18 protein-coding genes are annotated in these 18,654 nt (G+C 68.9%); 9 read left to right on the plus strand and 9 right to left on the minus strand.

The genetic code is table 11. The features are described from left to right. Positions 1 to 21: 21 nt before the first annotated feature. Both HV701_RS18470 and HV701_RS18475 read right to left on the minus strand, forming a co-directional pair. On the minus strand, positions 22 to 1,197 hold the full coding sequence (locus HV701_RS18470; RefSeq protein WP_175134474.1) for an ABC transporter substrate-binding protein: 1,176 nt from the start codon (positions 1,195 to 1,197) through the stop codon (positions 22 to 24). After that, positions 1,194 to 3,197 carry a SpoIIE family protein phosphatase gene (locus tag HV701_RS18475; RefSeq protein WP_175134475.1) on the minus strand — a complete coding sequence of 668 codons (2,004 nt, stop codon included), beginning with the start codon at positions 3,195 to 3,197 and terminating at the stop codon, positions 1,194 to 1,196. Before HV701_RS18475 ends, HV701_RS18470 begins: the two co-directional genes overlap by 4 nt. Before the next feature lie 109 nt (positions 3,198 to 3,306). On the opposite strand from HV701_RS18475, the gene HV701_RS18480 reads away from it, so the two are divergent. Next, positions 3,307 to 5,775 carry an MFS transporter gene (locus tag HV701_RS18480; RefSeq protein ID WP_175134476.1) on the plus strand — a complete coding sequence of 823 codons (2,469 nt, stop codon included), beginning with the start codon at positions 3,307 to 3,309 and terminating at the stop codon, positions 5,773 to 5,775. Positions 5,776 to 5,841: 66 nt separating this feature from the next. On the opposite strand, the gene alr is transcribed toward HV701_RS18480, so the two are convergent. After that, on the minus strand, positions 5,842 to 6,984 hold the full coding sequence (gene alr / locus HV701_RS18485; RefSeq protein ID WP_175134477.1) for an alanine racemase: 1,143 nt from the start codon (positions 6,982 to 6,984) through the stop codon (positions 5,842 to 5,844). A gap of 131 nt (positions 6,985 to 7,115) precedes the next feature. After that, positions 7,116 to 7,547: an ATP-binding protein gene (locus HV701_RS18490; protein ID WP_175134478.1), complete on the minus strand. Its 432-nt coding sequence runs from the start codon at positions 7,545 to 7,547 to the stop codon at positions 7,116 to 7,118. Positions 7,548 to 7,744: 197 nt separating this feature from the next. On the opposite strand from HV701_RS18490, the gene HV701_RS18495 reads away from it, so the two are divergent. Next, positions 7,745 to 8,080, plus strand: coding sequence for an STAS domain-containing protein (locus HV701_RS18495; RefSeq protein ID WP_175134479.1), 336 nt, complete (start codon positions 7,745 to 7,747; stop codon positions 8,078 to 8,080). A gap of 39 nt (positions 8,081 to 8,119) precedes the next feature. Here HV701_RS18495 and HV701_RS18500 read toward each other — a convergent pair whose 3' ends face one another. Continuing rightward, the gene (locus tag HV701_RS18500; protein ID WP_175134480.1) at positions 8,120 to 8,338 is read right to left on the minus strand and encodes a hypothetical protein; all 219 of its coding nucleotides are present in this window, start codon (positions 8,336 to 8,338) and stop codon (positions 8,120 to 8,122) included. A 257-nt stretch (positions 8,339 to 8,595) separates the two neighbouring features. On the opposite strand from HV701_RS18500, the gene HV701_RS18505 reads away from it, so the two are divergent. The 3 genes from HV701_RS18505 to HV701_RS18515 all read left to right on the plus strand — a co-directional run bounded on the left by HV701_RS18505 (position 8,596) and on the right by HV701_RS18515 (position 11,506). Continuing rightward, positions 8,596 to 9,528 carry an NUDIX hydrolase gene (locus HV701_RS18505; RefSeq protein WP_175134481.1) on the plus strand — a complete coding sequence of 311 codons (933 nt, stop codon included), beginning with the start codon at positions 8,596 to 8,598 and terminating at the stop codon, positions 9,526 to 9,528. Between the two features lie 84 nt (positions 9,529 to 9,612). Continuing rightward, positions 9,613 to 10,491 (plus strand): carboxylating nicotinate-nucleotide diphosphorylase, encoded by an 879-nt coding sequence (nadC, locus tag HV701_RS18510; protein ID WP_175134482.1) that lies wholly within the window; start codon positions 9,613 to 9,615, stop codon positions 10,489 to 10,491. Positions 10,492 to 10,519: 28 nt separating this feature from the next. Continuing rightward, entirely contained in the window at positions 10,520 to 11,506 is a 987-nt protein-coding gene (locus HV701_RS18515; protein ID WP_175134483.1) for a tripartite tricarboxylate transporter substrate binding protein, read from the plus strand. Positions 11,507 to 11,588: 82 nt separating this feature from the next. Here HV701_RS18515 and HV701_RS18520 read toward each other — a convergent pair whose 3' ends face one another. Then, positions 11,589 to 12,266: a tellurite resistance TerB family protein gene (locus HV701_RS18520; protein WP_175134484.1), complete on the minus strand. Its 678-nt coding sequence runs from the start codon at positions 12,264 to 12,266 to the stop codon at positions 11,589 to 11,591. A 178-nt stretch (positions 12,267 to 12,444) separates the two neighbouring features. Here HV701_RS18520 and HV701_RS18525 point away from each other — a divergent pair, with 178 nt between their 5' ends. Further along, positions 12,445 to 12,843 (plus strand): OsmC family protein, encoded by a 399-nt coding sequence (locus HV701_RS18525; RefSeq protein WP_175134485.1) that lies wholly within the window; start codon positions 12,445 to 12,447, stop codon positions 12,841 to 12,843. A gap of 74 nt (positions 12,844 to 12,917) precedes the next feature. On the opposite strand, the gene fabI is transcribed toward HV701_RS18525, so the two are convergent. From fabI to gloB, 3 genes are all read right to left on the minus strand, one after another. Continuing rightward, entirely contained in the window at positions 12,918 to 13,703 is a 786-nt protein-coding gene (gene fabI / locus HV701_RS18530; RefSeq protein WP_175134486.1) for an enoyl-ACP reductase FabI, read from the minus strand. A 122-nt stretch (positions 13,704 to 13,825) separates the two neighbouring features. Continuing rightward, on the minus strand, positions 13,826 to 15,235 hold the full coding sequence (locus HV701_RS18535) for a transglycosylase SLT domain-containing protein (RefSeq protein WP_175134487.1): 1,410 nt from the start codon (positions 15,233 to 15,235) through the stop codon (positions 13,826 to 13,828). Positions 15,236 to 15,242: 7 nt separating this feature from the next. After that, positions 15,243 to 16,064 carry a hydroxyacylglutathione hydrolase gene (gloB, locus tag HV701_RS18540; protein ID WP_175134488.1) on the minus strand — a complete coding sequence of 274 codons (822 nt, stop codon included), beginning with the start codon at positions 16,062 to 16,064 and terminating at the stop codon, positions 15,243 to 15,245. 20 nt (positions 16,065 to 16,084) lie between these two features. On the opposite strand from gloB, the gene HV701_RS18545 reads away from it, so the two are divergent. The 3 genes from HV701_RS18545 to HV701_RS18555 all read left to right on the plus strand — a co-directional run bounded on the left by HV701_RS18545 (position 16,085) and on the right by HV701_RS18555 (position 18,639). Further along, the gene (locus HV701_RS18545; protein WP_175134489.1) at positions 16,085 to 16,864 is read left to right on the plus strand and encodes a class I SAM-dependent methyltransferase; all 780 of its coding nucleotides are present in this window, start codon (positions 16,085 to 16,087) and stop codon (positions 16,862 to 16,864) included. Between the two features lie 53 nt (positions 16,865 to 16,917). Next, complete coding sequence (rnhA, locus tag HV701_RS18550; protein ID WP_175134490.1) at positions 16,918 to 17,379, plus strand: ribonuclease HI; 462 nt, start codon at positions 16,918 to 16,920, stop codon at positions 17,377 to 17,379. A 174-nt stretch (positions 17,380 to 17,553) separates the two neighbouring features. After that, entirely contained in the window at positions 17,554 to 18,639 is a 1,086-nt protein-coding gene (locus HV701_RS18555; protein WP_175134491.1) for an efflux RND transporter periplasmic adaptor subunit, read from the plus strand. The last annotated feature ends 15 nt before the right edge of the window (positions 18,640 to 18,654 follow it).

Genomic DNA, 18,654 nt, shown 5'->3' on the forward strand with positions numbered 1-18,654 from the left:
CCGAGGTCTGGCAACGGAGCGTTACCGCGCCTCGTAGACTTCGTCGGCCGCCAGCAGAATATCCACCGGCGGATCGAAGCCGATGACACGCGCGGTCTGCAGGTTCAGGGCGATCTTGGCCGGATCGATCCAGACCTGGCTCAATTCGCGCGCCTTGGCGCCGTTGAAGATCCGCGCCATGGTCTCGGCGTAGAACAGGCCGACATAGGAATAGTCGGCCTGGGCCAGGCTCAGCAGCAGCCCGTGCTTGACCCCTTCGGAGCCCAGCATCGAGAAGCTCGGCACGCGCGCCTGGCGCAGGATCTCGGCCACCGTGTCGATCGAAGCCGGGGTCACGCCCCGGTGCACCGTGACGTAGGCGGCATCGATCTGCGGCGCCAGCTTGGCATAGCATTCGAGCGCATTGCGGGTCGCGGCTTCCTGCGGGATGCCATTGGATGGCGCATTGCAGGTCACCACCTTGAAGCCCTGCTCGCGCGCCACCTGCTCGACCGCGTCGACCGCGCTGTAGGTACGGCCTTCGGGGCTGTCTTCGTACACCAGGCCGAGACGCTTGAACGGCACGATTTCGTGGAACAGGCGCACCTGGCGCTGATAGCGCTCGGGCTGCACGCGGGCATGCAGGTTGTCCAAGCCGCTGTCCTGCGCCGAACGGGTGATGCGGGCGCCGATCGCGTCGCTGGTCGAAGCGACGATGGTGGGCACCGGCGCGCCCATCGCGGCCATGTCCTGCCCGGCCCAGGTGCCCATGGCGATGATCAGGTCGATATCCTTCCTGCTCTCCAGCCGCTGCTTGATGGCCTCGCGCACCGCGGGCCGCTGGGCGGCGTCGAAGTTGCCGGGCTGCCACCAGGCGTCGCGCACGAATTCCAGCGTGTCGCTGTGGGCGTTGTCGGCCAGGTAGTTCCACATCTGCCTGCCGTTCAGGCCATCGGGAATGGCCGGCACGGTGATCCAGCCCAGCTTCTGCAGGCCCTCGACCGTGACGCGCAGGGTGCGGGGATACTCGCTGTAGTCGCCGCTCTCGAAATAGCCGATGCGCCATTTCTTGCCGTCCGGGCGTGTCACGGGGTGGGTCGGGAACACCTGGGAGGGGGCAGTGGCGGCCGGGGACGGCGCCGCCCCGGCCTGGGCGTGGCTCGCGGCGGGCGCCAGCAGGGCCAGGCTCAACAAGAGGGTGGACAGCGAAGTCTTCATGGGCGGCGGATCACGATCAGGGTGATGTCATCGGATTGTTCCGCGCCGTCGGCGAACGCCTGCACGTCTTCCAGCAGACGCTTGGCCAGGCTGGCCGCCGGCACGGGAGGGTTGGACAGCACGGCCAGCAGGCGCGGATCGCCATACTGCGCATTGTGCGGATTGACGGCCTCGGTGATGCCGTCGGTGTAGCCCACCAGCATCTCGCCCGGCGCCAGCACCGTCGACAGGCAGCGGTATTGCAGGTCTTCCTGCACGCCACAGGCCGGGCCGCTGCGGCCTTCCAGCAGCCGCACCACGCCATCGGCGCCCACGATCGCCGGCGGCAGATGGCCGGCATTGGCCCACTTGAGTTCGCCCGTGGTCAGGTCGAGCACGCCGACCAGCAGCGTGACGAACATCATGTTGGGGTTGTTCTCGGACAGGCGGTTGTTGATCTTCTGCATGATCAGCGCCGGATCGGTCTCGTCCTCGGCGGTGGCGCGGATCAGCGTGCGGGTGACGGCCATGAACAGCGCCGCCGGCACGCCCTTGTCCGACACGTCGCCAATGGCCAGGCACAACCGGCCGTCGGGCAGGGTGAAGTAGTCGTACAGATCGCCGCCGACTTCCTTGGCCGGCAGCATCACCGCGTTCAGGTCGACCTGTTCGCGCGTGAGCGGCGACAGCGGCACCGGCAGCAGGCCGAGCTGGATCGCGCGGGCGATGTTCAGTTCGCTCTCGAAGCGTTCGCGCGCGGTGGTCTCGCGCATCAAGCGGGCCACGTTCTCGCGCAGCTTGCGGTCCATGAACAGGAACGACGACGCCAGGCGTCCGACCTCGTCCTTGTGCTTGTCCGGCAGCGCGGCGATATGGGCCGGCACGCTGGCGGCCGCGGTCAGGTCCTGCTCGGGCAACTGGCGGGCATAGTGGGTCAGTGTTTCCAGCGGCCTGACGATGCGCGCCGCCACCAGCCAGGCACACACCAGCGCCACCAGCATCATGCCCACGAAGATCAGCGCCTGCCGGTTCAGCAGTTCGCGCGCCGGCGCCGTCAGGTCGCTTTCGGGCACGGCCGCCACCACGGTCCAGCCCAACGGCGCGAAGCGCGCGCTGTCGATCCGCCAGGTGCCGTTGCCGCCATCGAACCGCAGGCTTTGCAGCTTGCCATTGGCGTCCTGGCGCGCCAGCAGCGTGCGCAGGGGCGTGCCGCCCTGGTCGCGGACCTCCATCAGACCGGCGCGGGCCTCGGGCGGGGGCACGATCATGCGGCCGTCGTCGGCCACAATGAAGATGAAGCCGGACTGTGCCAGGGTCAGCTTCGTCAGCGTGTCGCGCACCGAGTTTTCCAACTGGGTGCGGCGGTTGTCGACCTGCTCGATGACATCCTGGGCGCTGTCGGAAATGGCGAATACCCAGTTCCAGGGACGGAAATAGCCGAAATAGGCATAGCGCGTTTCGCCGTCGCCGCGCTGGGCCGACGGCGGCCAGCGATAGATGGCGAAGCCATAGCCCGAGGTACGGCTTTCCTCGAGCAACGCTTGCGCCAGCGGCCGGTTCTTGAAGTCGGACAGCGTCGACAGATCGCGGTCGATCATGTCGGGGTCGCCGCTGGCCAGCACCCGGAAATCGGCATCGTAGACAAAGGCGTAGCGCCGGTCGTTGAGCTTGAGGCGGTTGATCCAGGCGCGCGCCATGCCCTTGGCCGCGCCCGGCGTCACCAGGCCGCGGTCGGCCAGGTCGGCGTAGGTGCCGAGCGCCGCCGCGACCACCGTGCCGCTTTGCATCAGCTGGCGCCGGCCGCTGCGCACGGTGGAGATCTTGTCCGCCAGCAGCGCGCCCCAGCGGGCCTCGGCATCGCGCAGCACCAGTTCCATCACGTTGCTGACGGCATGGCGTTCGCTGTTCATCACCGTGCGCGTGACGTTGCGCTGCGAGGTCAGCATCACGAATGCCGCCACCGCCAGAAGCAGCGCTACGACCAGTAGAAAAATCTTGCTACGGAGCGAGCGCAACGACATGGGGGCAAGGGGAGGCGGATGAGGTGAAGGCGTGAAATAAGATGCAATTTGCATTAATTGTAAATACCATTGGTGCCCGTGTGTAAATACTTTGCGACGGCGTGGCCTCATGCGTAGCGAACCAATACAAATAGTGCTCGATGGGTTGCGTCGCCGCCCGGTCCTGGAAGTCACGCTGGCCTGTCTGGCCGTGCTGCTGCTGGCGCAGGCGCTGATCGGCGCGCTCAGCCTGTCGGCCCTGAACCGCCTGGTGGTCGACACCACCGCCGATCGCGTCGAAGTGGTGGCGCGGCGCGTGGCCGGCAATATCGAGAATGGCCTGCGCCTGGGCAAGCCGCTGGAACAGTATTTCGGCCTGCGCGACACCTTGCGCGATGGCCTGGCCGGTTCGCGCGGGGTGCAAGGCGCCGCGGTGCTGCTGGCCGATGGCCAGGCGCTGGCGACGCAGGGCGAGTTGCCCGAGGACGCGGCACACCTGGCGCGCACCCTGGACGCGGGGCGCGCGACCGCCGCCGGCGTGGCGCGGCGCGGTTCCGGCGCCCTGGTCGCGGTGGCCGGCGATCGCGTGACCGTCGCCGTGCCGCTGAGCGCCGCGGGCGGCAAGGCGCTGGGGGCCGTGGTGCTGTCGGCCAGCCAGGACGGCGAGGCCAGCCGCCGCTTGCTCCTCGACAACCTGCAGGTGCTGCTGGCCGTTACCGCGCTGGTGGGGCTGGGTCTGGCCGCCGTCTTCAAATACATCGTGCCGCTGACCTCGCTGGCCGCTGGCGGCCGAGCGCGTTTCGTCGTGCCGCTGCTGGCTCTGATGCTGGCGCAGGGCGTGTATGCCGCCTACACCATCTCCACTTTCCGCAGCGGCTGGCTCGAGGTTACGCGCAACAACGTCGGCCTGCTGGCCGAAGGCCTGCAGCGCGACCTGAACCGGGTGCTTGGCTACGGTCTGGAAGTGGACCGGCTGCGCGGCGTCGAGGCGCCGTTCACGCGCCTGGCCGCGACGTTTCCGGCGGTGGCGCAGATCGAACTGACCGATCGCGACGGCCGCGTCCTGTATGGCGCCGACGCGCGCGGCGCGATCGACGTGGCGGGTCTGCCGCCGGTCCGCCCGCAGGCCGACGACCTGACGCTGGTGCTGCCGGTGGGCGCGGCGCTGGCCGATCCGAAGGCGCATGGCGATCTGGTGTTGCGCCTGTCCGGCGACGTCATCGCCGCCGGCGTGCGCAGCCGCGCGCTGGACGCCGTGACGGTTGTGGCGGTGGCGTTGGTGGCCGCGATCGAAATGTTGCTGCTGCTGGCGTTGTTGATGAACCGCGCCTTTGCCGCGCGCGCCACGTTGCCGGACGGCAGCCGCGTCGGCCCGGACGATGAGTCCGAGGTGGGCCGTATCGCGCGGCCGGTGATGTTCGGCTTCCTGTTCGCCTGGGCGCTGCCGCTGGGCTTCCTGCCGCTCTATGCGCGCAGCCTGCCCGCGGGCGGGCTGGACCTGCCGGCCAATCTGTTGCTGGCCCTGCCGATCTCGGTGGAGATGGGCTGCGGGCTGCTGACCTCGCTGCTGGCCGGCCGCCTCACTGACCGCAAGGGCTGGCAGGTGCCGGTGCTGGCCGGCCTGGGCGTATCCGCCGCCGGCATGCTGGCGTGCGCCGCGGCCGCCAATCTGTGGATGTTCAGCGCCGCGCGCGGCCTGGTGGGATTGGGCTACGGCCTGACCTGGATGGGCCTGCAAGGCTTTATCGTGACGCGCAGTCCGCCGCTGTACCGCGGCCGCAACATGACCGGCGTGATCGCCGGCCTGTTCGCCGGGCACCTGTCGGGCGCGGCGGTGGGCGCCATGTTGATGGAGCAGGTGGGCTTTCGCGCGGTGTTCGCGGTCGGCGCCGTGATGCTGGTCATGCCGCTGGCCGGCGTGCTCATCCTGATGCGCCCCTACATGGAGCGCGGCCGCAAGTCGGCCACGCAGGCCGCGGTCCGCGCCCACGCGCATCTCTCGCAGACGCTCAAGCTGTTGTTCACGCGCGATTTCGGCCTGTTGCTGCTGGGCAGCGTGATTCCATTCTCGATCGCGCAGGTCGGGCTGCTGTCGTTTGCCCTGCCGCTGTACCTGGAGGCCGAAGGCGTGGCGGCTTCCAGCATTGGCCGCGTGCTGATGATCTACGGCCTGTGTGTCATCTACGTCGGACCATTGATGGGCCGCGTGGTGGACCGCAGCAGCATCAAGAAAAGCTGGATCGTGTTGGGCGGCCTGGTGGGCAGCCTCGGCATGCTGGGCCTGTACTTCAACAGCGGCCTGCTGGCCGCCGCCGCCGCGGTGCTGTTGCTGGCGCTGGCCAGTTGCTTTGCCGGCGCTTCGCAATCGCCCTACATGCTGGCCTTGCCCCAGGTGCAGCGCTACGGCGCGGCCGGCGCCACCAGCGTCATGCGCGCCGCCGACAAGCTTGGCCAGATGGCCGGGCCGCTGGTGGTCGGCGCGATGTTCGGCGCCGCCGGCATGGGCGCGGGGCTGGCCGCGACCGGTGTGATCTATCTGGCCGCCACCGTGCTGTTCCTGTTGTTCGCGCCGGCCCGGCCGCGCCAGGACACGGCCTGAACCTGCGGCCCCGGCGCGCGCCGCCGCGGCGGTTCGACGGTCGCTGCGGTGCCGGGGCGCTGCCATTCAACGCGCGCCGGCCAGTGCCACCGGCACGCGCGCACTCAGTCCCGTGAGCAATTGCGCGGCAATGGTGCCCGCCGCCAGCGCCACTTCCTCGACCGGCAGGCCATCGGCGCCCCATAACGTCACGGGCGCGCCGATCGCGGCCTGGGGCACGGGACCGAGATCCACCGCCATCATGTCCATCGACACGCGTCCCAGCAGGCGCGTGCGCGCGCCGGCCACCACCACCGGCGTGCCGGTGGGCGCATGGCGCGGATAGCCATCGGCATAGCCGCAGGTGACGATGCCCACGTCCATTGCCGTGGGCGCGATGAAGGCGGCGCTGTAGCCGACCCCGGCACCCGCCCGCACGCGCTGGATGCCCACGACCTGCGAGTGCAGGGACATGGCCGGCAGCAGACCGAGCCCGGCCGCGCTGCATTCGGCGAAGGGGCTGGCGCCGTACAGCGCCAGGCCCGGGCGGACCCATTGGGTGGCGGCGGCCCGCGCGGCATGGCCCAGCATCGCCGCGGAATTGCTGGTGGAGACCGGGCCGGGCAGGCCCGCGATCACGTCGCGAAAGCGCGCGTCGGCCTGCGCCACGCCGTCGGCTTCATCGGCGCGCGCATAGTGGTTCAGGTGGCCGACTTCGCTGATCAGTCCGCGTCCGGACAGCTCGCGCGCCAGCGCGAATGCGGCGCGGTAGTCATCGGCGCAGAAACCGGTGTGGTGGATGTCGCCGGCAAAGCGCAGCCAGACCGCCGGCCGCTCGGCGGCGGGCGCCTGCGCCAGCCACTGCAATTGCGCGGCGTGCGTGATCACCAGGTGCAGGTGCGGCGAGTCCAGCAAGAGCGTGTCGGCTTGCGAGTACAGCCCGCCATAGACCAGTATCGGGCCGTCCCAGCCCAGCCGGCGGCAGGCGCGCGCTTCATCCAGGTGCAGCACCGCCAGGCCGTCAGCCTCACGCAGCGCGGGCAGCACGCGCGCCAGGCCATGGCCGTAGGCATCGGCCTTGACAGTGGCCCACAGCCGCGGCGCGCCCGCGGCGGGCAGGGCGGCGCGCAAGCGCGCCAGGTTATGGGCCACGGCGCCCGCGTCGACGCGGGCATACAGGGGGCGGGCAAGCAATCCTTCTGGACGATAGGGAGCGTTCACGGGCGGCATCTGGACGTGGGCTGCGCGCAACCGGCGCGCAGTCTATGCATGAGTGACAGATGACCGGCTCTGGTTCGGTACTTTCTGTCTATGTGTTGCTCAAACTCGATAGCGCGTCTTGATATGGCGCGCCGGTGAAGTCATGCGGCGCGCATCACCAGCGTCAGGTGGTTCTCGTTGCCGGCGCGCGCGTAGCGCAGGTCATGCAGATAGTGCTGCATCAGCCGCACGCCGTGGCCGCCGATTTCGGCATCATCGAGCGAGGCGGCCAATGGGGGAGGCGGGGTCAGGGTGGGATCGTACGGCCGGCCATTGTCGAGGATCTCCAGCGAGATCCACTCGGCGTCCTGGCGGCAGGCCAGGTGGACGCGGGCCGGTTCGGGGGCCTGCAGGGGATCGTCGAAGGCGTATGAAACGATGTTCGTCAGCGCTTCGTCCAGGCTCAAGGACAGACCGAAACTCAGCTTGGGCGACCAGGCCTCGCGCTCGGCGATGGCTTCAAGCCATTCAATGGCGCAAGCGACGGCGCGGGAGTCGGGGACGAGGTCAAGCGTATCGGACTGAGGGGGCATGGTCGCCTTGCGTTCAGGGGTACACGTGCAGGTGGAAGTATGCCCGATTGCGGCCGGCTGGCGTATGGGGGGCGCGCATCGTGCTTGTCCTGGCACAATTTCGCGCTTGGCCGCGCGGGCGCCTCGCGTATCATCTCGGCATTGCGCCGCGGCCGAATTGCAGGGATCGGGGCGCTGGTCAATTTCCGGGAACCACTATGAATCTCGCAGTCGAGAAAGTCGGGGAAGTGCTGGTTGTCGCGCCCGAAGGTCAGATCAACAGCGGCAACGCCGCGGGCATCGAGGCGGACTTGCTGTCGCACGTGGAAAAGGGCGAGCGCCGCTTTGTCCTCGACATGTCGAACCTGAACTACATTTCCAGCGCCGGCCTGCGCGTGGTGCTGGTATTGGCCAAGCGGCTCAAGCAGGCCTCGGGCGCGCTCGCGCTCTGCGCCATGCAGCCGCATGTGCGCGAGGTATTCGATATCAGCGGATTCCTGGCCATCCTCACGGTGGTCGACACGCGCCAGGAAGCGGTCGCCAAGGTCGGCTGAGACGCCGCGCGCAGCCTGCCGGCGCGCGCGGCCCGCGCGTCAGCGCTTGCGGTTTTCGTGCGAGGTATCCAGCACGTCATCCTCGGGTGTAATGACCCCGGGATCGCCGGGCGGCTCGATGGCGCGGCCTTGCCGCGGCATGCCCGCCACCGTGGGACTCTGGTCGGGCATCGGCAGGATTTCGGTGCCCTTGCGCGGATCGACGGCCGGCGTCGGCGGGGGTGCGGCGCGGGAGGAATCGCTGGCGGTTTTCAGCATGATGAAGTCTCCGGTTGCGGGCGTCCCGGGATGGCGACGCGCCAGGGATCTCTCCTCATCTTAGGGCCGCGGGCGGCGCGCCGCGCGGATTGCGCTGTCACGTTTGCAAGGGGCTGTTGCAGCACCCGGGCCGCCTTTGCCGCCGGCCCCGGCCCTTATAATGCCGAGCGCGTGTCCCCGTCGCGCCAGCGCCACTGCCGGGGGCGGCGCGACACCGCGCGACCGCGCCCGGCCTTCTTCATTTCCAGCTGCCTACCTTGACCGAATCCGTCGAACGCTCCTTGCATGCCGAACTCGTCGCCGTCCTGGTCGCCGTCACCCATGGCGAGCCGCGCGTGCTGACGACCGAAGACGCGCGGGCGCTGCCGGCCGGGCCGTTCGAACTGTCCCACCGTTCGCTGCAGGCCGGCCTGCGCGCCTGGGTCGAGGCGCAGACCCATCATCCGCTGGGTTATGTCGAGCAGCTCTACACCTTTGCCGACGGCGACCGCTCCGACGAGTCGGGCGCGCGCGTCATGTCGGTCAGCTATCTCGGCCTCACGCGCGAGGCTGGCGAGACCGGCGTGGCGCAAGTCGGCTGGCAGGACTGGTACCGCTATTTCCCCTGGGAAGACCGGCGCGCGGACACGGCGCTGGTCGACGATCTGATCGTGCCGCGCTTGCGGGCCTGGTGCGACGATACCGCCGACGCCGCGCTGCGCAAGCGCCGCCAACAGCGTGTCGCCATCACCTTCGGGCTCGACGGCGCGGCCTGGAACGAAGACATGGTGCTGCAGCGCTATGAATTGCTGTTCGAGGCCGGCCTGGTGCCCGAGGCGGCGCGGCGGCAACCGGGCGCGGCGGCCGCGCTGGTGCCGGGCGAGCCGATGCGCCACGATCATCGCCGCATCCTGGCCACCGGCATCGCGCGGCTGCGCGCCAAGATCAAGTACCGGCCGGTCGTGTTCGAACTGATGCCGGCGCAATTCACCCTGCTGCAACTGCAACAGGCGGTCGAAGCCCTGGCCGGGCGCGGCCTGCACAAGCAGAACTTCCGCCGTCTGATCGAGCAGCAGGCGCTGGTGGAAGAGACCGGCGACATGGCGACCGGCACGGCGGGCCGGCCTGCCAAGCTGTTCCGCTTCCGCCGCGACGTATTGCTCGAGCGCGCCATCGCCGGCAGCAAGCTGCCCTTGTCGCGCAGCCTGTGACGCTTGACAAGCGCATATACTCATCTCTAGCATAAGTGCCTGCGCATCGTGTGCGCGCCTTTTTTTAACCACAAAATACTCAAAATGAGCATTAAAGCTGAAGCGCCTGCCCCCCGTTTGGCCATTCCCTCCCTGCCGGATGTCATGCTGGAGCCGCTGGTGCGCGCGGCCCTGCTCGAAGACCTGGGCCGCGCCGGCGACCTGACCACCGACGCCATCGTGCCGGCTGACGCGGTGGCGCATACCCGCCTGGTGGCGCGCCAGGATGGCGTCCTGGCCGGGCTCGACCTGGCGCGCCTGGCGTTCCGCGCCCTCGATCCCGCCATCGAGTTCAGCGTGGCGCAACGCGATGGCGCGGATCTGGCGCCCGGCACCGAAATCGCCACGCTGCGTGGCAATGCCCGCGCCATGCTCAGCGCCGAACGGGTGGCGCTGAACTTCCTCTGCCACCTGAGCGGCGTGGCCACGGCCACGGCCTCCATCGCCCGCGCCATCGCCGGCTACGGCGCCCGCGTCACCTGCACCCGCAAGACCATGCCAGGCCTGCGCGCGGTGCAGAAGTACGCGGTGCGGGTGGGGGGCGGCAGCAATCACCGGTACGGCCTGGACGACGCCGTGCTGATCAAGGACAACCACATCGCGCTGGCCGGCGGTGTCGAGACCGCCGTGCGGCGCGCCCGTGCCGGCGTTGGCCACATGGTCAAGATCGAACTGGAAGTGGACACCCTGGCGCAGTTGGAAACCGCGCTGGCGCTGGGCGTGGACGTGGTGCTGCTGGACAACATGAGCCTGGACGAGCTACGCCAGGCTGTCGCCATGGCGCGCGGCCGCGCCATCACCGAAGCATCCGGCCGCATCACCCCCGACACCGCCGCCGCGGTGGCCGCCACCGGCGTCGACCAGATCGCGGTGGGCTGGCTGACCCACAGCGCCAAGGTGCTGGACATCGGCCTGGACGCCTGAGCCCGGCCCGCCGCCACGGACACGCATCATGAAACGCGCGCTTCGATTTTCCCCCTTGCTGCTGGCCCTGGCGCTGGCCGCCTGCGGCAACCCGCCATCCGGCGACACGCCGGCCGACGCGGCCTACCCCGGCCGCCCGATCACCATCGTGGTGACTTTCCCGCCCGGCGGCGGCACCGACCTGCTGGCGCGGCGCCTGGGCGCCAGCCTGCAGGAGCAGTTCGGCCAGCCGGTGGTGGTCGAGAACCGGCCTGGCGCCAGTGGCAACATCGGCGCCCGCATCGTGGCCGAAGCGCCGCCCGATGGTTACACCCTGCTGATGGTCAACAGTTCGTTCGCGATCAACCCGGGGGTTTACCGCAATCTGGGCTTCGCGCCCAAACGCGACTTCGCGGCGGTGATCAACGTGGCCTTCGTACCGTCCGTATTCGTGGTGCCGGCGGCATCGCCGCTGCGCACGCTGGACGATGCGCGCAATGCCGCGCGGCGCGATCATCCTTTGGCGTTCGCCTCCTGCGGTAACGGCACGCCGCAGCACCTGGCGGGCGAGATGCTGGCCCGGGCCAGCGGCGCGGTGTTGCAGCATGTGCCCTACAAAGGCTGCGGGCCGGCCCTGACCGGCGTGGCGTCGGGCCAGGTCGGCATGGGCGTGGTCACGGCTTCCAGCGCCGCGCCCCTGATCGCGGCGGGTAAGCTGCGCGCCCTGGCGGTCACCTCGCCGCAGCGTTCCCCGCTGCTGCCAACCGTGCCGACGGTGGCCGAACAGGGGGTGGCCGGGTATGCGCTGGATCAGTGGCATGGCTTGCTGGCGCCTGCCGCCACGCCGCCGGCCGTCATTGCCAAGCTCAATGCCACGGCCACGCGCGTCATGCAGCGCGCTGATGTGCAGAACGCCCTGCGCGAGCAGGGCTTCACACCCGCCACGAGCACGCCGCGCGGGTTCCAGGACATGATCAATGCCGATATCGACCGCTACACGGCGCTGACCGCCGCGATCGGCCTGCGGGCCGATTGAGCCGGCTTCACCCAGGCCTGCCCGGGCGCATGGCGCCCAGCCAGGCCGAGGGTTGCGGCCCCCGGTCGCGCCATGGCGACCGTCAGGCCGCGGCGCGGGCGTGCTGCTCCAGCTGTTCCTTCAGGCCGGGCTGCAGCTTGAGCTGGCGCGCCAGTTCATCCAGGTAGGCGCGTTCCATATAGCTTTCCTCGTCCACCACCAACAGGCTGGCCAGGTACATCTCGGCCGCCATTTCGGGCGTCCTGGCGGCCCGCGCGATCTGGGCCGGATCGAGTGGGCGCGACAGCTCGGCTTCCAGCCAACCGCGGTCCTGCGCGTCGTTGGACAGCTTGGCCAGCTCCGTTTCCAGCAGGCTGCGTTCTTCGGGACCGATATGGCCGTCGGCCTTGGCCGCGCCGATCATCGCGCTCAGCACCGCCGAGCTGTGCTGCTCGGCCTCGGGCGCGGGCAGGCGGTCCAGCGTCTGCGGCGGCGCGGCCGCCGCGCCGGCCTGGTTGCGCTGCCAGTCGCCGTAGGCCCGGTAGGCCAGGGCGCCGAGGGCGGCCATGCCGCCATACATGGCGACCTTGCCGCCGATCTTGCGGGCCTTCTTGCTGCCCAGCAGCAGGCCGAGCGCGCCGGCCCCCAGGGCGCCGCCGCCCAGGCCGGCCAGGAGCGAGCCACCCTTGCCGCCGGTGGCGTTTTTTACGGTCGAGCCGGCGTCGGCCAACAGGCCCTGGCCGGATTGCAGTAATTGGTCTAGAAGTTGTCTGGCGCTCATGCGGGTTTCCTGTGTGTGCAAGCCTCTTGCGGACAGGAATGTCCGACCGCCGTTCCGGACGGAAGTTCAGCTTACAGTCAGAAATGGATGTTGCACCGGGGCGGCCCGATGGCGGCGGATGCTACAACCTGGGTTGGGGCGGCCGCGCGCGCCGCCCGCAACGCGAGGACTTCCGCCCATGACTATCCACGTGCGCCAGAACGCGCCCAACACCCTGCAATTCACCGCCACGGCCGAAGGCCGCGACCTGCCGCTGGACATGCCGCAGCCGCAAGGGGCCGGCCCCGATCCGCACGACTATTTCGACACGGCGCTGGGCGGCTGCAAGGCCATGACCCTGATGGTCTATGCGCAGCGCAAGGGCCTGCCGCTGGAATCGGTGGGGGTGGACGTGGTGCGCGACGCGAGCGAAGAACGCAAAGGCATTTATCGCCTGACAGCCAAGCTGACGCTGCATGGCGAGTTGTCGGACGCGCAGATCGACGAATTGCTGGCCGTGGCCGAGAAGTGCCCCATCCACAAGCTGATGACGGCGGTGGACGTGCAGGTGTCCACGCTGATCGTGCGGCCGGCCTGAGACGCCGGCGTGCCGGGTGGGGGGCCACCCGGCACGGAACGTGACCGGGCAGGGCGCCCGGCCCACCCGCGGAATTACTCTTCCATGCCCGGGACGACGGTCGAGAAACCGGCGTCGACGTGGGTGATTTCGCCGGTGACGCCGGCGGCCAGATCCGACAACATGAACGCGGCCACGTTGCCGACATCGTCGATGGTGACGTTGCGGCGCAGCGGCGCCTGGGCCTCGACGAACTTCAGGATCGCCGAGAAGTCCTTGATGCCGCTGGCGGCCAGCGTCTTGATCGGGCCGGCCGAAATGCCGTTGGCGCGGATGCCGCGCGGGCCCAGCGCCGTGGCCAGGTAACGCACGCTGGCTTCGAGCGAGGCCTTGGCCAGGCCCATGGTGTTGTAGTTGGGCACCACCCGCTCGGCGCCCAGGTAGGTCAGGGTCAGCACCGAGCCGTTGCGGCCTTCCATCAGCGGCAGCGCGGCCTTGGCCATGGCTGCGAAGCTGTAGGCGGAAATGTCGTGGGCTATGCGAAAGCCCTCGCGCGACAGGCCGTCCAGGAAGTTGCCGGCGATGGCTTCGCGCGGCGCGAAGCCGATGGAATGCACCAGGCCGTCCAGGCCGTCCCAGCGCTTGGCCAGGTCGGCGAAGGTGGCTTCGATCTGGCTGTCCTCGGCGACGTCGCAGGGCAGCACGATGTCGCTGCCGAATTCGGCAGCGAATTCGGCCACGCGGTCCTTGAAGCGGTCACCGACGTAGGTGAAGGCCAGTTCGGCGCCCTGCTGGTGGCAGGCGCGCGCGATGCCGTAGGCGATGGAGCGGTTGGAAAGCACCCCGGTGACCAGGATGCGTTTGCCGGCGAGAAAGCCCATGTGTGGTTCCTTTGATTTTTTTCCTGCTGGAGACCGCCTATTTTAAGGAGTTTGGCGGCCGCGCGGACAAAACAGCGCGGCGCCCTGGGGGGGCGCCGCTGCGAAAGACGGATCGGACGGGATCAGCCGCGGGCGTTGGTGCCCGGCACGCGCAGCCGCACGCCGATCTTGAGATTGCTGCCCTTGAGGTTGTTGAGGGCGCGCAGCGCCTGGACCGAGGTGCCGTACTGCTTGGCCAGCGAGAACAGGGTGTCGCCCTGGCGCACCTTGTGAGTGCGCACATTGGGACGGGCGGCGGCGCGCGCGGACGGCGCGACGGCCTTGCCGCGTGGCGCCTTGCCGCTGTCGGCCGAGGCCGCGTCCAGGGCGCCGACCGGCGCGGCCAGCGAGGCCAGTTGCACGCCGCTGTTACCCGGGTCGCCCGGCACCAGCAGCGATTGGCCCGAGGCGGTCTTGTGGCGCGAGCCGATGTCGTTGATTTCGCGCAGCTTGGATTCGGTCAGGCCGAAGCGCTTGGCGATCGAGGCATAGGATTCGCCCCGGCGCGAGTGGTAGACCTTCCAGGCGCTCAGGTCGCCCTTGTAGTTGGTCAGGTTGGCGTTGAAGATCTCGACCCGATCGGCGGGCAGCAGCAGCGTGGGTGCGTGGTCGCCACGGATCACCGGCCGGTTGAACGACGGGTTCAGGGCCTTGAATTCGTCCAGCGGCATTTCGGCCAGCTTGGCGGCGATTTCCAGGTCGATGTCGCTGTTCTTGCGCACCGTCACGAAATACGGGGTGTTGCCGACCGGCGGCAGCACCACGGCGTAGCGCTGCGGGTCGGCGATGATGTTCTTGATGGCCTGCAGCTTCGGCACGTAGTTGCGGGTCTCGTCCGGCATGTTCAGGGACAGGTAGTCCGTGGGCAGGCCGGCGGCTTCATTCTTGGCCATGGCGCGCTGCACCGAGCCTTCGCCCCAGTTGTACGAGGCCAGCGCCAGGTACCAGTCGCCCTGCATTTCGAACAGCTTTTCCAGGTAGTCCAGCGCCGCGTTGGTCGAGGCGATGGGGTCGCGGCGCTCGTCGCGCCACCAGTCCTGCTTCAGGTTGAAATGCTGGCCGGTGGCCGGCACGAACTGCCACAGGCCTGAGGCCTGGGCGCGCGACAGCGCGGTGGGGTTGTAGGCGCTCTCGACGAACGGCAGCAACGCCAGCTCGGTCGGCAGGCCGCGGCGGTTGATCTCGTCGACGATGAAATACAGGTACTTGCCGGCGCGTTCGGCCATGCGCTGCACCGCCTCGGGGTGGGACGCGTAGTAGTCGGTCCACTGCTGCGAGAGGTCGGTGTTCAGGTTGGGAATGGCGAAGCCGCGGCGGATGCGGTCCCAGGCATCGATCGGCGGGTTGGTCAGGTCGACCGTGCGGGACGTGTCGCGGGCGATATAGCGCCCTTGGGAGTTGGTGGTGAGGTTCTTGCTGTCGTGGGATTGGGTTCCTGCGCAACCGGCGAGGACTGCCAGCAGAAGCGGCAGAAGGAGTCGGGAGAAATTCATCGGGCGGTCACTTGAAATCGTTCTTCCATTCACGAAGGGAGGCAAACACCTCTACCGGCGTCGGGTGGTCGTGGCCGGCCCAGTGGTCTGCGGCGCGGACGACGTCAGCTTGCTGCGTACGCAAAAACGGATTGGTCGCGCGTTCCTGGCCGATGGTCGACGGAAGCGTGGGGAGACCTTCTGCGCGTAATTGCCGGGCCCGCTGATACCACTGTTGCAGGGTGCGGTTGGCGGGTTCGACCGCCATGGCCCAGCGCAAGTTGGCTAGAGTGTACTCGTGTGCGCAAAAAACCTGTGTATCTGGCGGTAAAACAGAAAATTTTTCCAAGGAATCAGACATTTGCTCGGGAGTTCCCTCGAAAAGCCGGCCACAGCCGCCGGCAAACAGGGTGTCGCCACAGAACAGCACAGGCTGTTTTCCCGCCGCCCGGCCGATGTAGGCGATGTGGCCGGTGGTATGCCCCGGCACGTCCAGCACGCCCAGGTCCAGGTCCAGTTCCGGCAGCACCACGCGGTCGCCTTCGACCAGTGGCACATCGCAGCGCGGCAGCTTTTCGCGCGCCGGGCCATACACCGTGACGTCGCCGGTGCGGGACAATTCCAACACGCCGCCCACATGGTCGCCGTGATGGTGCGTGAGTAGAATGGCGCGCAGTTGCAGGCCTTCGCGGGCCAGCCATTGCCGCACCGGGCCGGCTTCGCCGGGGTCGACCACGGCGGCCTGGCCGGCGCGCGCGATGGCCCAGATATAGTTGTCGCTGAAGGCGGGCAAAGGCAAGACCGCGGCGTTGCTTTCGCGGCCGCCTGCGGGGGCGGTCAAGGCTTGCATGGGATTCGAAGGAAATGGACGTGGCAGAAGAGACTCCGCCGATTGTAGAACTGGCCGAATGGTTCCAGACGCCGCCAGGGCAATATGCCCTGGCCTGGGAGCGCGCGCAGTTCGACGCAGCGGTGGCCGATGTCTTCGGATATTACGCCTGGCAGGTCGGGCTGGCCGACCTGAACCTGCTGCGCGCCAACCGCATGCCCTTCAAGGGCTACGTCGGCACCGAGACCCCCACGCCCGAGAACATCGCCGGCTGGCAGTCGCGGGTGGTGCTGGCCCAGCCCGAGGCGCTGCCGTTCGAATCGCAAAGCGTCGATCTGCTGATCCTGCCGCATGCCTTCGAGTGCACCGACGAGCCGCACAACGTGCTGCGCGAGGTCGAGCGGGTGCTGGTGCCGGAAGGGCGGGTGGTGATCTCCGGCTTCAACCCCTGGAGCATGTGGGGCGCGCGCACGCGCATGCCGGGCATGGAGCCCTGGCTGCCGCAACCGCCTGCGTCGCAGGTGTCGCTGCCGCGCCTGAAAGACTGGTTCAAGCTGCTGTCGCTGGAGGTCGAACAAAGCCATTTCGGCTGCTACGCGCCGGCCTGCCGCAGCGAGAAATGGCTGCAGCGCTGGGGCTTCCTGGAGTCGGCGGGCGCCCGCTGGTGGAGCGTGGGCGGCGCGGTCTACCTGGTGTCGGCCGTCAAGCGCGTGGCCGGCATGCGTATCATCGGCCCGGCCTGGAAGACCAAGCCCAAGCGCGCCCGCGCGGCCTCCGTGGTGGTCAACCGCCAGGCGGGCGACGGCTTGGACCGTTCCTGAGCGCCGCGGCCGCCCTCCCCATCGTGAAAGAACAAGGACATACAAGCAGCACCATGCAGGACAACAACGCGAACGAGCAAAAAGTGGAAATGTGGACCGACGGCGCCTGCAAGGGCAATCCCGGTCCGGGCGGCTGGGGGGTGCTGATGCGCGCCGGCGCGCACGAAAAGACCATGCACGGCGGCGAGGCCCAGACCACCAACAACCGCATGGAACTGCTGGCCGTGATCGAGGGCCTGCGCGCGCTCAAGCGCCCCTGCCTCGTCACCATCCACACCGACTCCCAGTACGTCATGAAGGGCATGACCGAATGGCTGGCCAACTGGAAGCGGCGCGGCTGGATGACGGCCGACAAGAAACCGGTCAAGAATGCCGAGCTGTGGCAGGCGCTGGATGACCAGGTGCGCCGCCATACCGTGTCGTGGCGCTGGGTGCGCGGCCATGCCGGCGATCCCGGCAACGAACGTGCCGACCAATTGGCCAACCAGGGCGTGGAGTCCGTGCGGCGCGGTTGACGCGCCGCCCCGCATCGGGAAATACCCTGGGTCGGCCAGTTTCGTGCTTTCAGCCCGCTTCAGGAATGTTCCAGGTTGTAAATCCGGTGCTAAAGTGCCAAGCCTTGTTCCTGTTCCAGCGGCGCCGTTCCAGCGGGGGATGCCTGGCGCGCGCCGCGATACCGCCACAATCGCATGAAAAAAACAGCATTGCTGGCCGCCATCGCGGCCGGAGTGGCCGCGGGGGCCGCTCTGGGCGTATACGTGCCGCGCTGGCTGGCGCCCGCGCCGGCCGCCGTTGGCAGCGCCGTGTCCGCCAGACCTGCGGCCAAACCCGTCGCGGTGCGGGTCGAGGTGGCCGCGGTCACGGAAATCCCGTTTGCCCGCGGCCTGTCGGCGGTGGGCAGCCTGCGCTCGAATGAAGCGGTGATGCTGCGGCCGGAGGTCGCGGGCCGGATTCAGTCGATCGAATTCGAGGAAGGCCAGCCGGTCAAGCGCGGCCAGGTGCTGGTCCGCCTGGACGATTCCGTGCCGCGCGCCGAACTGGCGCAGGCCCGCGCCAATCTGACGCTGGCGCAGAGCCATTACCGCCGCGCCGTCGAGTTGCAGGGCAAGGGCTTCGTCAGCCAGCAGGCGCGCGACGAGTCGGCCAGCAATCTCAAAGTGCAGGAAGCCGCGGTGGCCCTGGCCCAGGCGCGGCTCGACAAAATGACTATCACCGCGCCGTTCGCCGGGTTCGCCGGTCTGCGCAGCGTGTCGGTGGGCGACTACGTGAACCAGGGCCAGGACTTGGCGCCGCTCGAGGCGATCGACCCGCTCAAGGTGGATTTCCGGGTGCCCGAAATGTATCTGAACAAGGTCGGCGTGGGCCAGCAGCTGACGCTGCGCATGGATGCGCTGCCCGGCCAGGAGCGCCCCGGCCTGGTGTACGCGGTCAGCCCGCTGGTCGATGCCGGCGGCCGCTCCATCCTGTTGCGCGCCACCGTGGCGAATCAGGATTCGCTGCTGCGCCCAGGCATGTTTGCCCGCGTGCAGCTGCTGTTCAACCAGGACAAGGCGCTGGTCGCGCCCGAGGCGGCGCTGGCGCCGTCCGGCGAAACGCAGTACGTCTACCGGGTCAGGGACGGCGTGGCCGAGCGGCGCGAGGTCACGATCGGCGAGCGCCGCGAGGGCAAGGTCGAGATCCTGACCGGGGTCGCCGTCGGCGATCAACTGGTGGTGTCCGGGTTGCAGCGCGTCACCGACGGCGGCCCGGTACAGATCGTCAAGACCGGCGCCTGACGCCATCCTTCCAGC

The organism is Achromobacter pulmonis (genome assembly GCF_902859765.1).
Taxonomy (GTDB): domain Bacteria; phylum Pseudomonadota; class Gammaproteobacteria; order Burkholderiales; family Burkholderiaceae_B; genus Achromobacter; species Achromobacter pulmonis.

Coding starts and splice junctions, on each gene's coding strand:
- HV701_RS18515 (WP_175134483.1), top strand. CDS start 10,520: ATGAAACGCGCGCTTCGATTTTCCCCCTTGCTGCTGGCCCTGGCGCTG.
- HV701_RS18470 (WP_175134474.1), bottom strand. CDS start 1,197: ATGAAGACTTCGCTGTCCACCCTCTTGTTGAGCCTGGCCCTGCTGGCG.
- HV701_RS18480 (WP_175134476.1), top strand. CDS start 3,307: ATGCGTAGCGAACCAATACAAATAGTGCTCGATGGGTTGCGTCGCCGC.
- nadC (WP_175134482.1), top strand. CDS start 9,613: ATGAGCATTAAAGCTGAAGCGCCTGCCCCCCGTTTGGCCATTCCCTCC.
- HV701_RS18490 (WP_175134478.1), bottom strand. CDS start 7,547: ATGCCCCCTCAGTCCGATACGCTTGACCTCGTCCCCGACTCCCGCGCC.
- alr (WP_175134477.1), bottom strand. CDS start 6,984: ATGCCGCCCGTGAACGCTCCCTATCGTCCAGAAGGATTGCTTGCCCGC.
- fabI (WP_175134486.1), bottom strand. CDS start 13,703: ATGGGCTTTCTCGCCGGCAAACGCATCCTGGTCACCGGGGTGCTTTCC.
- HV701_RS18525 (WP_175134485.1), top strand. CDS start 12,445: ATGACTATCCACGTGCGCCAGAACGCGCCCAACACCCTGCAATTCACC.
- HV701_RS18500 (WP_175134480.1), bottom strand. CDS start 8,338: ATGCTGAAAACCGCCAGCGATTCCTCCCGCGCCGCACCCCCGCCGACG.
- HV701_RS18555 (WP_175134491.1), top strand. CDS start 17,554: ATGAAAAAAACAGCATTGCTGGCCGCCATCGCGGCCGGAGTGGCCGCG.
- gloB (WP_175134488.1), bottom strand. CDS start 16,064: ATGCAAGCCTTGACCGCCCCCGCAGGCGGCCGCGAAAGCAACGCCGCG.
- rnhA (WP_175134490.1), top strand. CDS start 16,918: ATGCAGGACAACAACGCGAACGAGCAAAAAGTGGAAATGTGGACCGAC.
- HV701_RS18520 (WP_175134484.1), bottom strand. CDS start 12,266: ATGAGCGCCAGACAACTTCTAGACCAATTACTGCAATCCGGCCAGGGC.
- HV701_RS18475 (WP_175134475.1), bottom strand. CDS start 3,197: ATGTCGTTGCGCTCGCTCCGTAGCAAGATTTTTCTACTGGTCGTAGCG.
- HV701_RS18495 (WP_175134479.1), top strand. CDS start 7,745: ATGAATCTCGCAGTCGAGAAAGTCGGGGAAGTGCTGGTTGTCGCGCCC.
- HV701_RS18535 (WP_175134487.1), bottom strand. CDS start 15,235: ATGAATTTCTCCCGACTCCTTCTGCCGCTTCTGCTGGCAGTCCTCGCC.